The sequence below is a fragment of the Rickettsia akari str. Hartford genome, assembly GCF_000018205.1.
GTDB classification, from domain to species: domain Bacteria; phylum Pseudomonadota; class Alphaproteobacteria; order Rickettsiales; family Rickettsiaceae; genus Rickettsia; species Rickettsia akari.
In genome coordinates this window covers 313,188-328,512 of the sequence record NC_009881.1, presented here as the reverse complement: position 1 = coordinate 328,512, position 15,325 = coordinate 313,188, and the positions used below count along the sequence as shown (strand labels likewise).

Here is a 15,325-nt window from a genome sequence, read left to right as displayed (position 1 = left end):
ATGACCACAATATTAGTAGTAGATGATATAGAAACCAATATTAAGTTACTGACAGCCAAACTTTTAAAAGAGTATTATACGGTTCTTACTGCAAATAGCGGCAAAGAAGCATTAGCAATTCTTAAAAAGGAAAAAATCGATACTGTACTACTTGATGTTATGATGCCGGAAATGGATGGATTTGAGGTATGTAAAACGATAAAAACCAATCCGGAAACTACTCATGTACCAGTCGTAATGGTAACTGCACTTTCTGATGTTGATGATCGAGTTAAAGGTCTTGAGGCAGGGGCTGATGAGTTTTTAACAAAGCCGATTAACGATACTGCTCTATTTGTAAGACTTAAATCGCTCTCTAGAATGAAAAGCTTAATTGATGAATTAAAGCTTCGTAATAGCACTAATGCATTATTAGGCGTAACAAATATCGAAATGCATGACACTTTTGCAGATAAAAAAATACTACTAATTAATGATGATGTGATACAAGCTAAAAATATAAAACAAATGTTACTTAAGATTACACAAAACGTAAAGGTAATAAGTAATTCCGATGAATTAGATATTATAAATGAATATACACCAGATTTAGTAATTATCAGTAGTACGCTCGAAAATGAAGATCCTTTGAGAATCAGTGTTATTTTAAGAGGTAAAGAAGAAATAAGAGGCGTTGTAATAATTTTACAAATTGATGAAGACGGTATGCCTTTAGTTGTGAAGGGTATTGAACTCGGTGTTAATGATTATTTCGTTTATCCTATAGAGGAAAGCGAACTACTTGCCAGAATTAGAACACAATTAAGGCGTAAGCAATATCAAGATAATTTACATAATGATCTTGAACAAAGTGTTAATTTAGCAGCTAAAGATGGCTTAACCGGCTTATTTAATCGTCGCTATTTCGATATACACCTTAAACAAATGATTGAGAAAGCTAATAATGAAAGTATTAAATTATATTTACTGATGTGCGATATCGACAATTTTAAACACGTAAACGATACTTACGGTCATCAAGCAGGTGATAAGGTTTTAACGATTGTATCCCGTATTTTGAAGAATACGCTTAGAGTAACAGACTTAATAGCAAGATTCGGCGGTGAAGAGTTTACTATACTTTTAACGGATATAGATATTTCTAAAGCAATTGAAACTGCGGAGAGAATTAGAGTTAAAATAGAATATATGGATTTTCATATTGAAGATCAAATTGAACCTTTACAAAAAACTATTTCAATCGGAGTTACAGAATATAAAAAAGCAGAATCAATAGAATCTTTCATTGAACGTGCTGACAAAGCTATGTATGAAGCTAAAACAACGGGTAGAAATAAAGTAGTAAAATTATAATTGATTTTTTAAAGTAAAAAATAATGAGAAATTCTTCCAAAAAACATCTTGATTTACCATATAGACTAGGAGTCGGCATGATGATATTAAATGCCGATAACCATATATTCGTCGGTAAAAGAATAGATACAAAATTATCTGCATGGCAAATGCCTCAAGGTGGGATAGTTCCTGGTGAAACTCCAAGTATTGCAGCAATGCGTGAGATGTTAGAAGAAATAGGAAGTGATAAAGGATATATTATTGCAGAAAGCAAATGCTGGTATAGTTATGATGTACCAAGCTTGTTAATACCTAAATTGTGGAACGGTAATTTTCGTGGCCAAAAACAACGCTGGTTTTTAATTAGGTTTACCGGAAATAACGAAGATATTAATATAAATACCTCTAATCCGGAATTTGACCAATGGCGTTGGGCATCACTTGACGAACTATTATCTATTATAATTCCTTTCAAACGGAAACTTTATCAAGCCGTTGTAAAAGAATTTAAATCATTAATTCAGTAAAAATTTTATATATCCCTCTCATAAATGAAGAGTTGGTAGACGAATTTTAATTTGGAAAAGAGAGAAGCATCTTGAAACTGATGAACGCAGCGTACATATTAGTGAGGACTATCAGCACAAGATAGAGTAGCCAATTTTTCAAATTAAACAAGTATACTGAACTATTTAGCCCCTCTTGATCCTCTATTTGAACTAAACATATATTATGTTGATCGCTATCATCATAGTAATAAGAATTTATATGTATCTTAATTTTATTAGCTATGTATCTTATGCCTAATATACTAATATTACTGCTGTTGTAATACAGATAAATATAGTACTTGTAGCAGAACTATTTATACATCTCTATCACCTTCAATTAATTCATTTATAGCACTAAATAATGAAGTATCCGTATCATTGCCTAAAGTAAATACAGCACATTCATTTGTTCCTCTAGACAATAAACTAATATCTTTATCGTAACTAGATTCAATCATATAATATGTACTATCATGCTGTATTAAGTTATAATTATTATCACCGATAATATGTGTAGTAAATGCATTTGCTAGGTTAGATATAGTTATATTAGAAATAAAATCTTTTACTTCTCTTATATGAAATAAGTTTATAATCAAATTACTTAGACAGTGATTTGTTGTTATAGTGTCCCAATTAACCGTATCAATTTGAGCTTCCGGCATTAAAAACCATGATTTTATATCTTCAAACGCAAATTTTAGCTCTCTAACCAATCCACATAAAATATATTTTTTATTAGCAATATGTACAAATGTATGATCAGGATGCTCATCTAAAAAATATGTAGAACTATTAGCAAAAGGTTTGAAATGTACAGAATATACCTTATTTCTATCAAGGCTTTGGTCATAAATATTTTCACTAGAATCAGATGGTATTAAATTTGGTAATAAAATAAGTCTACAAAAATAACCGATTAAATTAACTATATTTGGTAAAATTTAATATGATAATTTGGCATAACATTACCTTATGTTTACTCTAAACATGCCTTATTATTAAATATTATTAAGATTAGTTATAATTCAATTCATTTAATAAGAAATCATCATTTAGCTATTGATACTTGTATGATTTTTACTATCATTCTTTTCGCCTAAGTAAGTAATACTTTCTATCTTTTCAGCCAATATAAAGTCGTTTTCAGTCAGACCGTCGATGCTCCCCAAGATATAGTGAAATCGGGATGATGTGCTTCCTGCTCTGCAATTTCAGTGATCTTATTTGCAAATTCCATAAGAAATTTATATTTTTTATAAAGATTCCATACTTCATTCACGTGCAAATTGCTTTGTAACTGAACTAGTAACTTATCAATTTCTTTTTGCTCAAGCGCCGTAATACCGCACTCACATGGTATATATCTTTTCTCACTTAATACTGTCGTAGTTTTTTAATAGACTTCATTTTGAAGCTTTATTATTGATAAATCTACAGTACTACCACTACTATGACTGAATCTTTCAGCTATATAACCTAGTGTAAAACATTTAGACTGATCTATATATGGGTAAAAGCTTTCCTTATTTTTTTTGATCAATATTATCCATTTTCTCCATCTTAAAAAATGTTGTACAACTTTTTGCGGTCTAGATGCATCATATATAATAAGTTAATAACTATCTTTTTTTATCTCAGCTTGTACTGCTTTAAGAGCCTTAGCAGCTGCTATTGTTAAAATTGCTTCTGGTGCTTTATAACAATCTACCTTTTTTACCAACAAAATTTTTATCTGAATAATAACGCATATTTTGAATAATTGTAGGGTCGATATCTTTCAGATACACGAACCCTTTAGGTAAGGATTTAGCATATATTGGAAAAAAGCTCATAAATATAAAAATCAAACTAATGATTATAATTATGAGATATTTTTGCTACAAATTATCAGATTTTGTTGAATTATGAATAACTATTCCTTCAAAAATCTTATTAATTTTGTGACAGGCATGAAGGTAGAACTCATCTATCAATAGACTAGATTATGCACAACAAAGAACCAAGTTCAAATCAGTTTAATATAGAACTTTCAAAAAGATGAATGAATGGTAGCGAGGGAGGGATTTGAACCCACGACACACGGATTATGATTCCGTTGCTCTAACCAGCTGAGCTACCCCGCCATGGGAAAAGTGTTTATATAACTTGTTAAGATCGTAGGCATTGTCGTATAGGCTTGTTCACGTCATTCCACAACTTGATCGCAGGACCTAGTCTTTGTTTAGTGTTTTTCTGGATCCACGCCTACGCGGAAATGACATTTAATGGATCTCTCAAACCATGCAACAAACACTAGCAAATGCTCATAATAGTGAAGAATGCAACAATGACAATAGCCAATATCTTAACGTTTAGAGAATTGTGTTTTCTTACGTGCTTTACGCTGTCCGTACTTCTTACGCTCTACTACCCTAGAATCACGTGTTAAAAGACCGCCTTTACGCAAAATAGTATGAAAATCCGGCACAGATTTATCTAAAGCTTTAGAAATTCCATGTAAAATAGCACCTTTTTGTCCTGACACTCCTCCACCTCTAACAGTACAAATTACATCATACTGATCAATAGTGTTTGTTAAGACAAACGGCCGTAAGATAGTTTTCACATAAGTTTCAGAAGGAAAATACTGGTCTATTGTTTTTTTATTAACAACTATTTTTCCTTTTCCTACTTTAATCCATACTCTTGCTACAGCATTTTTCCTTTTACCTGTAGCATAAAACTTACCTGAACTATCTATTTTTTGTGTAGGAGTTTTTAATACCGGTTTTAAAGGCTCTTTGGCTAAATGCTTTTCTACTTTTGCTGTTTTAATTTTTAACTCGGTCATATTCTATTACTTTTTATTTTTTGGATTTTGGCCTGCAAAATCATACACAGTAGGTTGCTGTGCCATATGAGGATGATCACTATTTGCGTAAACATACAAATTACTCATTTGCTTAGCACCTAAAGCATTTCTTGTAATCATTCTTTTTACGGCCATTTTAATCACTCTCTCAGGATGTTTACCGCTTAATATTTTACCTGCCGTAGTATCTTTTATCCCACCTGGAAATCCTGTATATCTGTAATATATTTTTCCGTCTCTGGGATTCGCTTTTTTACCTGTCAATTTTACGTGCTCTGCATTTATTATGATTATATTATCACCGCAATCTAAATGAGGTGTAAAACTAGGCTTATGCTTACCGCGTAGCATATTAGCAACTCTGCTAGCGAGTCGTCCTAGCACAATATTTTTTGCGTCTATGACCCACCATTTCTTTTCAATTTCCGATGGCTTTGCCGAGTAAGTTTTCACAATAGTATCTATTTTAATTAGAATTTAAAATTAAAGAATCAAGCAACATATTTAATATCATTAATACCCGCTATCTGTCAAGCTAAATATAATCTATTTACTTCCGAATATTATTTTTCTATCGGTAGAAAAATATAAATTATTATCTGCCATTAGCCCATAATAACGAATATTTTTTATAATTTTAACAATATGAGGTATCATGTTTAATCCATTATTATCAAAATCAAAACTATATAAAACACCTTTAACGGAAATAACATTTAAACTTCGTTTATTGTTATTATCAACTCCAACAAAAGGTACTAAAAAAGTAGCAGATTTTAGTTTCTTAGGATCTTGTCCATCATTTAAATCAGCTACAAACTTTACTTTCCCTGTTTCAGGATTAAATGCTGCTATTTGTCGAGCATTATTTGTTACAAATAGGCTATTACCAATTAAAGACATTGATTGAATATCCTCGGCATTTACCTGCCAAATCACGCTACCAGTTGCTATATTAAGCTTAATAAGCTTACCAAGACCGGTTGCTATATAAAGATTCATATTATCATGAACTGGGGTACATAAAATACTTGATTCGTCAAAATTCGGTATAGCTGTATAATCATTAAGATTTGCAAACTCAAAATTCCATCTTACTTCACCATTTTTTATATTTAAGGCGAGTACTTGACCAGAATTATAAGTTACTATTACATTATCATGATGTACTATCGGCGTCATAAAATAACTAGCCGATAAAACTTCCGCTATGCTTTCATGTTCCCATACGGTTTTTAAAGTTTCTGCATTTAAAGCAATAGTTTGATTACTGATAGTTTGCACTAAGATAGTATTATCATCGAGCACAATAGGCTTAGTTCTCATAATATCCGGAAGTTCTCTTCTAATTATTTCATAACCTGATTTTGCATCTAGTACTACTAACATCCTTGAACCGTATGTTACGTATAATTTTCTGTTATGGTGTAAAATTCCGCCGCCTATATAATTATCTTTTTTATGTCTACTTAAATTATAAGACCAAATAATCTTATTTTTCTCTATAGAAAATGCAGAAACATTCGATCTAATATCTAATGCATAAATCATATCGCCTATAAAAATAGGCTCAGTAATTGTTTTGCTTCTAGCAAAACTATACTGTTTATTCTTAAGCATATTTGCATTAAATGTATGTATATTTGCATTAGAATCTAAATATATAGGATCATTAGTATGAATTGCTAATTTAGGAGTCAACTCAACAATATTTTTCACACGTTTTGGTCCAAGCCCGCTACATGAAATTAAAATAAAAGGTAATAACAGAAGTGCTATTTTTTTTGTCATATTTTTCCTTAAGTACAAATTATTATTTACTTAAATTTACAAGCAATGCTTTAGCCTGATCTTTTATTAGATCAGATACATTATCTGAAGTTAATAAATTTTTTAGATTTTTTGCTGCTTGTGGTTTCATATTATTCTTAATATCCCACATAGCTTTTATGATAGTTGCTGTAGCCCAAAAGGGTTTTTTCTTGTCATCAAAATAATTTAAATATTTTGTCAATTTTTCTTTATCTTGAATATCTAGATTCTGATCATCAATAACAAGACCACACCATGCAATACGTGCATAAGCAGTAGAAATTTCAGAATATTCTTTATTTACAATAATTTTATCAAGCAGGTCTTTCGCTTCTGAATATTTTTTTTCCGAAATCTTGATAGCTACTTGTTCTAATGAAGCTATTTCTTTTATTTTAGTATTACTAATAGTAACTAAATTCTCTAAAGTATTAAAAGCTAATTCTTTATTATCTTTTGTTGTTTCCAAACCAACAGTCTTAACAAGAATATCTCCGTTTTTTTGGTTATTTTTAATTCTTGTATCTTTATTATTATTAATAACAACCATTATAGTAATAACTATCATAGAAATGATTATTATTATAGGTAAAAGCTTTTTGAAAAAAATCAACCTTTTTTCTTCATTGTGATCACTCAGTACTTCATCTAAAATATCAGTCATATTGTATTATTCTTATTTATTTTTACAACCAAATTTGATCTTAGCATCTCCTGCCATTTTCTTGGATGCGGCAGTTCTATTAGTTGGAAAGTCCTTATCAAGCTTATCAAGTATATTACATGCTTCCTGAGTTTTTTTTAATTCGCCTAAGGCAATTGCTAACTTCAATAACCCATCGGAAGATTTTGCCCCTTTCGGCGACTCTTTATAACCCTTTAAATAGTTAACCGCTGCTCCGTTATAATCTTTGTGTTTAAAAAAGCATTCCCCATACCAAAAATAAGCATTACTAATTAGCAAACTGTTAGGATATTTTTGGATAAAATTTTTAAACTTATCTTTTGCTTCAGTAAGTTTATTATCTTTATAAGCAGCAAGAGCCAAATCGTAAGCTTGCTTATCAGGCGCTATATCCTTATTAATCGCAATAGGTTTTTTAGGAACATTATCCGGTATATCTTTAAGCAAAGCTATATCAAAAACATCTTGTTTTTTTGAATCACCGGCTTCTAAAATTTCAGTATTTTCTTCTTGATTTGGAATATTTGAATTTTGTGTTAGCAGATCAATTTTATGCTGTAAAACCTCAACTTTACCGATTAGCCTTCTTATTTCTTGTTCCTGTTCATCTAATCTATTTTCAAAATCATTATTTACTACATATTTTAAAGGTTTACCTTTAATAGGTTCGCTTTCTCCGAAAGAAAACATAGAAAATAAAAAAGTAAATAATAAGACAATAAACTTCATATATTTTTTAAAAATTTATAATTTTTTATAATACCGAAAATTTTTTTATATTCCACACAATTTTTTTATATTTCTACAATGTAGAATAAATCGTCATGAGCTACGCATCCGTATGTGTTATTGCATCGCTTTAAACACACACTCGATGTCATACCGTGGCTGAACCCCGTGATCATGTCACGGGGTGACAATGGAAAGCACCAAACCACGTAGCAATATCATATTTCAATACTACCATCATATGTAAAAGTTATTGTTATGGTGGTACCTTCATTTATCTTACTTTGCAAATCAAATTTACCATTCATAAGTTCAACCAGCTTTTTAGTAAGCGGTAACCCAAGACCAGTACCTTCATATTTTCTACTAAGCTCACTATCAATTTGGCCAAACGCTGATAAAGTTTTTGGAATATCTTTTTCCTCAATACCGATACCGGTATCTATAACTTTGATATATACTAATTTTGCTAACTCATCTTTTTCAAGTGTAATAGCAACACTTCCTCCGGAATTTGTAAATTTCACGGCATTTGATAAAAGATTTAAGAATACTTGTTTTAGCCTTTTTGGATCAGCCTTTATAACCACATGCTCTTTCGGTAATCTACTCATTAAAGCCACTTCGGCTTGATCAGCACGAGGCTTAACAAGTGCCAGCGAAGAACTAATTAATTTATTTAAATCAAGATCTATACTATCTACTTTTAATTTATCGGCAGAAGCTTTAGAAAGATCTAAAATATCATTAATCATACTAAGCAAATGTTTACCGGCATCATTTATATCTTTAATATAATTTTTACTTTTTTCTGCATCTCTTTCCGACATAAGAATTTCCGAAAAGCCTATTATAGCATTAAGCGGTGTACGCAATTCATGACTAATATTAGCAAAAAACTTTGTATTTGAAGAGCTAGTTTGTTCTACTTTTACTATTTGAGCTTTTAAATTTCTATTTGTTTCAAACTGTTCCTCAATAATTTGTCTAGCATAATTAGTATTACTAATAATTATAGTGCAGAATATTATAAAAATAATGATAAAAGTTATAAAAACCTTTTGCTCAAGAGCGGTTATATTTTGCCACTGGCTGGTAATATTAGTGTTAATCTCAAATACTGCATCTACGGGAAAATCTAAATTATTATCTATAACAGGGATATAGCTAGTAACAAAAGAAGCTTCTTCCACTGTTAAATCACTTTCATTTTCTATTACTACCCTTGGTAATAATATATGACTTGTAATACCATCAAAAGCATCGTGAAGCGGAGCTTTTGAAGTAAAGGATTTCAAAAAAATTTTATCGATTTTTGCGGTAAATATCTCAACCAAACTATCATCTTTATAATTGTCTACACTATACATATGCAACATATTACTAGTGATGAATTTATTACCTTTGAGATCGTAGAGAGAAATATTAATATTAAGATTGGTGAACCATTGAGCGGTAATCTTTGCAAAATTAATAAAATCTTGATCTTGTAATAATTTTAAATAATCGAATTTATGTAATTTACTGATTACGTTCTGATGAGTATTCCAAATATTATCAGTGTAAAGTTCTACAATTTTAGTATGTTCCAAAGCCACTTGTTTTACTATCATTTCTTTTATCATAAAATAACGATAAAACATCATATTTATAACAATATTAAGAAATAATATAATAAATGACAATCTTACTATATACTTATTATGGTTCATTACGAGACCTAGTAGTTATTTTTAGCTCTCAAGTCATCCTATAGCTTGCATCCCTACTGTATGAATGCTCTGGATGTCATTCCCGCGTAGGCGGAAAGCCCTTACTGTAAAATTTTTTAAAAAATTTATTTGAAAAGCTTGATTTATCTCACTTTACCCTAGATTCCCGCCTACGCGGGAATGAAATTATTCTCTCTACTTATCTTCTTGTTTAACTTGCTCTTTTGCTGCCAGCTTCTTATTAAGAATCAACCCTGTAATTACATCATAAGCACGAGCAAATTGATAATCTTTTTTGTATAATTCCGATAATTCATTCTCTTCTTGTTTATTATTTTTGGCTTTTGTTTCTTTTTTGCTATCTTTATTTTTTTCATTATCATTCTTTAAGTAATTTTTTAAAGAACTTTCTGAAAAACGCTTATCTATTTTTTTTACCTCAGGATATTCGACTTTTGCCGGCTCAATTAAAATATCAGGCTCTATTCCCTCTGCCTGAATAGAACGACCGCTTGGGGTGTAATATTTAGATATAGTGAGTTTTACGGCAGCCCTAGAATTGATTTGCGTTAAAGCCTGCACTGATCCTTTACCAAAAGACCTAGTGCCAAGTATTATTGCTCTTTTATGATCTTGCAAAGCTCCAGCAACTATTTCTGAGGCAGAGGCAGAATTACCGTTTATTAAAACTATCATAGGTACTTTGGGAGCTTTTAATGAAAACTCATTTGCTTTAGTCTCGCTATTACTTGATGTAGTTCTACCTTTTGTTGTTACAATTACACCGGAATCAATAAAGTAATCACTAACGGCAATAGCTTGATCGAGTATACCACCGGCATTATTACGTAAATCTAGAATTATACCTTTAAGATTATCTTTACTTTCAGTTTTTAACTTCTTTACTACTGCTTTCAGCTCAGAAATTGTTGACTCATTAAAAGTAGTTATACGTATATATGCAATATTATTTTTTTCTAAATGTGCTTTTATCGGCTTGATTTTTACTATTTCACGAGTAAGCTCTAGCTCTTGCGGTTTTGCCTCTTCTTCCTTAATTATCAACAATTTAACCTTAGTACCAGGCATACCACGCATCTCTTTTATAGCTTTATTAGGACCAAGCGTAGAGACTAACTCGTCATTCACGCCTACGATATAATCCCCGCCTTTAAGCCCTGCTTTAAAAGCCGGTAAATCGTCAATAGGCGATATTATCTTAATTGCTCCGCTATCATACATTATTTCAACACCGATTCCACCGAATTCACCTTTTGTAAAAGTAAAAATATCCTCTAAATCCTCATCAGTATAATAGCTTGAATGAGGATCAAGAGAGCTTAACATACCGTTAATTGCTTCATCTATCATTTTTTGCCTATCGGGTACCTGTACATAATCCTTTTCGATACGTTCAAATACGTCTTGAAATTGCTTATAAGCTTCCTGATTTGATATTTTATTTTCAGTTTCTTTTTCTGCTTCTGCAAATGTACAAATAGAATTTATAATAAAAAATAGTGTTATAATTAAGCGTAATAACATAATACTCCAATAAAAGTTAATATGTCATGCCATCGAAGGAGGGAATGACATCTAGTAAGTTTTTCGAGCCATGCGGTCAACGTTGACAATGCCCCACAATGACGCCTTGTCTTAAATATCCAACTCGTTAATAATTTTATCCATTTTAACTAACGCCTGTTCATAAATAAATTGAAATCTTTTTTCCGGCTTTTTACCCATTAAATCATCTACTATTTTATCGACATTTTGGAAATCTTCTAAAGTTACATTTAAAAGCGATCTTTTTTCTGGATGCATAGTAGTTTCCTTTAATTGTGCAGGCATCATTTCACCGAGACCTTTAAACCTACCTACTTCAATTTTAGCTTTACTAGCTTTCGATAATTTACCCATTAATTTAGCTTTTTCCTCTTCATCGCCTGCATAATAAGTTTTATTAGACTGCGTTAAACGATAAAGCGGAGGCTTAGCTAGATATAAATGCCCCTCTTCTACCAATTTCGGCATTCGTAAAAAAAAGAAAGTCATTAACAACGAAGCTATATGAGCACCGTCAACATCTGCATCAGTCATAATAATTATTTTTTCGTAACGCAAATTTTCTTTTTTATAATTCTTTAAACTACCACAAGCAAGTGCTATTTCTAAATCTTGTATTGCTTGATTATTAACGATTTTCTCAAGCGTAGAACTCGCAACATTTAGCACTTTACCCCATAGCGGTAATACTGCTTGCGTTTCTCTATTACGTGCTTGTTTTGCAGAACCTCCTGCCGAATCACCTTCTACAATAAATAATTCCGTCCCTTCAGGTGAAGTTCGTGTACAATCGGCAAGTTTACCGGGTAAACGTAATTTTTGAGTAGCATTTTTACGGGAAATATTTTTTTCGTTTTTCTTACTTATTCTAAACTCGGCAATAGCAATTACATGCTCAAGTAAATTAGTAGCTAAAGCTTTATCGCTACTAAGGAAGTGGTCAAAATGATCTTTTATTATATTCTCAACCGGTTTACTTACACCGTTTGACACTAATTTTTCCTTAGTTTGTCCTTGAAACGACGGTTCAGCTATAAAAATAGAAAGTACGACACATGCGGTTTCTAAAATATCCTCAATAGTTAGATTAGCAGCTTTTTTATTCCCTATCATTTCACCGTACGCTTTAAGCCCACGTAAAATAGCCGACTTAAGTCCTTGCTCATGCGTTCCTCCTTGAGGAGTCGTAACAGTATTACAATATGATTGAATAAATGCCGAGTTATCATTATTTTGCCAACAAATCGCCCATTCAAGTTTTATTCCATCCGGCGTAGACTCTACATTACCTGAAAAAATTTCCGGAATAATTAAATTATCTAAAGTTATTTTTGAACTTAAATAATCTTTTAAACCGTTCGGGAAATTTATTAATGCCTTTTTAGGTATATCTGACAGTACTTCTACTTCGCATTCCCATTCTATAGTAACACCGCGATATAAATAAGCTTTGGACCTTGCAAGCTCATAAATCTTTTTAGGATTAAAATGTAATTTTTCACTAAAAATTTCTGGATCTGGAGTGAAATTTATTGATGTACCTCTTAGCCTTTTATATGATTCTTCACATATTAAATCAGTTAATTTTTTTCCTTGAGAATAACTTTGGCTATATAATTTACCTTGTTTATACACCTTTATTTCTAAATGTTTAGATAAAGCATTTACGACCGATATTCCAACGCCATGCAATCCGCCTGCAGTATGATAAACATTATTTGAGAATTTACCGCCTGAATGAAGAGTAGTTAAAATTACTTCTAAAGCTGATTTATCAGGAAATTTAGGATGATTATCAATAGGAATACCACGACCGTTATCAAATATAGTAATACTATGATCTTGATGCATTTTTATCGTGATGATACTTGCAAAGCCGGCGAGTGCTTCATCCATAGCATTATCTAGCACCTCAGATACTAAATGATGCATAGCATTTGAATCAGTACCACCGATATACATCCCCGGTCTTTTACGAACAGGCTCCAGCCCTTCTAATACTTCAATATCTTTTGCACTATAGTTATTATCGACTAGCTTATTTTTCTTTTCTTTGTTAAAGCTTAATAAATCATTCATATATATAGGGGAGGAATTAATTATTTTCTTTCCTAAATTAAACTATTTAACTCAAGAAAGCAATGAAGCTTTAAAGAAATGGTGTGGCATTACCTAAAAAGAATCACTTGGGATAGCCTAATACTTCTAAATCATTCCCACGAAAGCTGGAATGACATAATTAATTATATCCCTTAGCTTTGATTAACATGCAAGCTATGTTAGTGTTTGCTTGAGCTAATGCAATATCTAACGGATATTGGCATTCATCATTTAGAGTAGCAATTTGAACACCTCGTATGACTAAAAATTTTGCTAAATAGTAATTATCGTTATAAATAGCAGCAGTGAGTAATGTTTCACCGCTTCTACTTTTTTCTTGCAATATTGGATAAACGTCTAGTAATGCACGCAGCCCAAAAAGATTATTGCTATCAACTGCTCTAAAAGCATTATCTACTGCCTTACAATAAGATAGATTGGAATAAATATCTTGCTTTTTATTTATATAACTATCATATTTAATAAAACTCTCTACAACTTTTCTTCTTTTAGCACTTGCTATCCATTCTTCTTTCTTTTGGAACAGCGCTATATATCCATACATATCCATCTGCTCTAAAGTCGCTTGCTCTGTTAGTTTACCAAGAACTATATCATCATCAGGTAAAAGTAACATTTGTGTTTCATCTTTAACGAATTTTATTGTCGATACCGAGGTTTCATTATTCACCTTATTATCTTGTTTTTGGATCGTGACATTTTGAGAGCTTACTGGAGGTGATTTCTCTTGATTATGTGTAGTTTGACTATTGACTTGCTTCTCTAAAGTCTGAGGTTGATTCGGCTTCACTACAACAACGGGTATAAGCGGAGTATTCCAATCTTGTTTTTTTTGGACATCTGAAACAGCAACAAATGTCTCTTGCGAGTTATTTATTTCTGCCGAAGAATCAATTTTAGGAACTACTTTAGACGGAGTAGTAACGGGTGTATTTGGGCTAGTCTGTGTTATAGGCTGCGTAGAAGGTTGATTGGTAGGCATTACTCGATGTGCAGGTACATTACTAGGTACTGCCGAAGGTACCGTTGTCGGCATAGTACTAGGGGTAGTAATATCTTGGATTACAGGCGGAGAAACCGCAGGCATATTAGGTATAGATTGCGGTGCTACGCTTTCTGCCTCTTTATAAGCATCAGGAGGGGTATTAAGCGGAATAGGCCTATGCACAGACAGCAAATTGGTCGGTTTATATATTTGCACCGGTCGATGCGGAGGCACTACATAACTTCCTGCTTGAGCCGGAGGCATAGATACTATCGGTCTCGGTACGTTAGGAGTTATAATATTAGAAGATAAATTTGTATCTTTATGCTCATTAGAAGCGACTTCTTCCTCATGTACTTCATAACTTGCGATGGCACTAGGCAATGCTGTATTACCAACATCTATAAAAGGTTTAGATGCCTCGGTTTCACTAGATTCCTGAATGTCATGAAAAGCTAAATTTACACCATTTTCATGTTCATAACTTGCGATGGCACTAGGCAATGCTGTATTACCAACATCTATAAAAGGTTTAGATGCCTCGGTTTCACTAGATTCCTGAATGTCATGAAAAGCTAAATTTACACCATTTTCATGTTCATAACTTGCGATGGCACTAGGCAATGCTGTATTACCAACATCTATAAAAGGTTTAGATACATCATCTTCAGTATGCTCGTGTGAAGCTAGCTTTGGCTCTTCCTGAGGAGCTGCTTTAGTTTGTTCATTTGGCTGTTTAGTGTGGATATTTTTCTTTTTTGATTTACTAAAAAATTGCTTAAATTTATCAAAAAAAGAAATATCGGAATTAGAGCTAACATCCTTGTCTTTAGTATCCACTTCGGCAGCCGGTAATGATGTCGGTAATGGCGGAGGGGAAGCATAACTTTGCACTACAACCAATAACAAATTGATAAAAAATAATATCTTACATGATTTATTTAACATATAATTCCTTATTTATCCTGTCCCCCC

General features: G+C 31.9%; 12 protein-coding genes, 1 tRNA gene and 3 pseudogenes. 2 read left to right on the top strand and 14 right to left on the bottom strand.

Features of this window, described 5'->3' with window-relative positions:
• Together A1C_RS01580 and A1C_RS01575 are read left to right on the top strand one after the other, a co-directional pair.
• Complete coding sequence (locus A1C_RS01580; protein ID WP_012149294.1) at window positions 1–1,353, top strand: PleD family two-component system response regulator; 1,353 nt, start codon at window positions 1–3, stop codon at window positions 1,351–1,353.
• 23 nt (window positions 1,354–1,376) lie between these two features.
• On the top strand, window positions 1,377–1,862 hold the full coding sequence (locus tag A1C_RS01575; RefSeq protein WP_012149293.1) for an RNA pyrophosphohydrolase: 486 nt from the start codon (window positions 1,377–1,379) through the stop codon (window positions 1,860–1,862).
• A 338-nt stretch (window positions 1,863–2,200) separates the two neighbouring features.
• On the opposite strand, the gene A1C_RS01570 is transcribed toward A1C_RS01575, so the two are convergent.
• The 14 genes and pseudogenes from A1C_RS01570 to A1C_RS01510 form a co-directional block, all read right to left on the bottom strand.
• The gene (locus tag A1C_RS01570; RefSeq protein WP_041816816.1) at window positions 2,201–2,551 is read right to left on the bottom strand and encodes a hypothetical protein; all 351 of its coding nucleotides are present in this window, start codon (window positions 2,549–2,551) and stop codon (window positions 2,201–2,203) included.
• A gap of 9 nt (window positions 2,552–2,560) precedes the next feature.
• Window positions 2,561–2,850, bottom strand: a pseudogene (locus tag A1C_RS06575) (hypothetical protein); the annotation flags it as partial.
• Window positions 2,851–2,941: 91 nt separating this feature from the next.
• Window positions 2,942–3,249 (bottom strand): annotated as a pseudogene (locus A1C_RS01565) (4a-hydroxytetrahydrobiopterin dehydratase).
• Between the two features lie 309 nt (window positions 3,250–3,558).
• Window positions 3,559–3,721, bottom strand: a pseudogene (locus tag A1C_RS09390) (D-alanyl-D-alanine dipeptidase); the annotation flags it as partial.
• A gap of 214 nt (window positions 3,722–3,935) precedes the next feature.
• Window positions 3,936–4,012, bottom strand: a tRNA-Met gene (locus tag A1C_RS01555).
• Window positions 4,013–4,233: 221 nt separating this feature from the next.
• A complete protein-coding gene (gene rpsI / locus A1C_RS01550; RefSeq protein ID WP_012149289.1) occupies window positions 4,234–4,719 on the bottom strand; it encodes a 30S ribosomal protein S9 in 486 nt (161 codons plus the stop codon).
• A gap of 6 nt (window positions 4,720–4,725) precedes the next feature.
• The gene (gene rplM, locus A1C_RS01545; RefSeq protein WP_012149288.1) at window positions 4,726–5,193 is read right to left on the bottom strand and encodes a 50S ribosomal protein L13; all 468 of its coding nucleotides are present in this window, start codon (window positions 5,191–5,193) and stop codon (window positions 4,726–4,728) included.
• 93 nt (window positions 5,194–5,286) lie between these two features.
• Window positions 5,287–6,531, bottom strand: a complete 1,245-nt coding sequence (locus tag A1C_RS01540; RefSeq protein ID WP_012149287.1) for an outer membrane protein assembly factor BamB — start codon at window positions 6,529–6,531, stop codon at window positions 5,287–5,289.
• 22 nt (window positions 6,532–6,553) lie between these two features.
• Window positions 6,554–7,216: a DUF2659 family protein gene (locus A1C_RS01535; protein WP_012149286.1), complete on the bottom strand. Its 663-nt coding sequence runs from the start codon at window positions 7,214–7,216 to the stop codon at window positions 6,554–6,556.
• 12 nt (window positions 7,217–7,228) lie between these two features.
• The gene (gene ybgF / locus A1C_RS01530; RefSeq protein ID WP_012149285.1) at window positions 7,229–7,966 is read right to left on the bottom strand and encodes a tol-pal system protein YbgF; all 738 of its coding nucleotides are present in this window, start codon (window positions 7,964–7,966) and stop codon (window positions 7,229–7,231) included.
• A gap of 218 nt (window positions 7,967–8,184) precedes the next feature.
• The gene (locus A1C_RS01525; RefSeq protein ID WP_012149284.1) at window positions 8,185–9,678 is read right to left on the bottom strand and encodes a sensor histidine kinase; all 1,494 of its coding nucleotides are present in this window, start codon (window positions 9,676–9,678) and stop codon (window positions 8,185–8,187) included.
• A gap of 195 nt (window positions 9,679–9,873) precedes the next feature.
• Window positions 9,874–11,223 (bottom strand): S41 family peptidase, encoded by a 1,350-nt coding sequence (locus tag A1C_RS01520; RefSeq protein WP_012149283.1) that lies wholly within the window; start codon window positions 11,221–11,223, stop codon window positions 9,874–9,876.
• 111 nt (window positions 11,224–11,334) lie between these two features.
• Window positions 11,335–13,323, bottom strand: coding sequence for a DNA topoisomerase IV subunit B (gene parE / locus A1C_RS01515; protein WP_012149282.1), 1,989 nt, complete (start codon window positions 13,321–13,323; stop codon window positions 11,335–11,337).
• A 160-nt stretch (window positions 13,324–13,483) separates the two neighbouring features.
• Window positions 13,484–15,298: an ankyrin repeat domain-containing protein gene (locus A1C_RS01510; protein ID WP_012149281.1), complete on the bottom strand. Its 1,815-nt coding sequence runs from the start codon at window positions 15,296–15,298 to the stop codon at window positions 13,484–13,486.
• Between the last annotated feature and the right edge of the window lie 27 nt (window positions 15,299–15,325).

What these genes read in the sequence shown, in the direction of transcription:
- A1C_RS01580 (WP_012149294.1), top strand. Translation starts at nt 1, where the DNA reads ATGACCACAATATTAGTAGTAGATGATATAGAAACCAATATTAAGTTA.
- A1C_RS01575 (WP_012149293.1), top strand. Translation starts at nt 1,377, where the DNA reads ATGAGAAATTCTTCCAAAAAACATCTTGATTTACCATATAGACTAGGA.
- A1C_RS01570 (WP_041816816.1), bottom strand. Translation starts at nt 2,551, where the DNA reads ATGCCGGAAGCTCAAATTGATACGGTTAATTGGGACACTATAACAACA.
- rpsI (WP_012149289.1), bottom strand. Translation starts at nt 4,719, where the DNA reads ATGACCGAGTTAAAAATTAAAACAGCAAAAGTAGAAAAGCATTTAGCC.
- A1C_RS01540 (WP_012149287.1), bottom strand. Translation starts at nt 6,531, where the DNA reads ATGACAAAAAAAATAGCACTTCTGTTATTACCTTTTATTTTAATTTCA.
- A1C_RS01535 (WP_012149286.1), bottom strand. Translation starts at nt 7,216, where the DNA reads ATGACTGATATTTTAGATGAAGTACTGAGTGATCACAATGAAGAAAAA.
- ybgF (WP_012149285.1), bottom strand. Translation starts at nt 7,966, where the DNA reads ATGAAGTTTATTGTCTTATTATTTACTTTTTTATTTTCTATGTTTTCT.
- A1C_RS01525 (WP_012149284.1), bottom strand. Translation starts at nt 9,678, where the DNA reads ATGAACCATAATAAGTATATAGTAAGATTGTCATTTATTATATTATTT.
- A1C_RS01520 (WP_012149283.1), bottom strand. Translation starts at nt 11,223, where the DNA reads ATGTTATTACGCTTAATTATAACACTATTTTTTATTATAAATTCTATT.
- parE (WP_012149282.1), bottom strand. Translation starts at nt 13,323, where the DNA reads ATGAATGATTTATTAAGCTTTAACAAAGAAAAGAAAAATAAGCTAGTC.
- A1C_RS01510 (WP_012149281.1), bottom strand. Translation starts at nt 15,298, where the DNA reads ATGTTAAATAAATCATGTAAGATATTATTTTTTATCAATTTGTTATTG.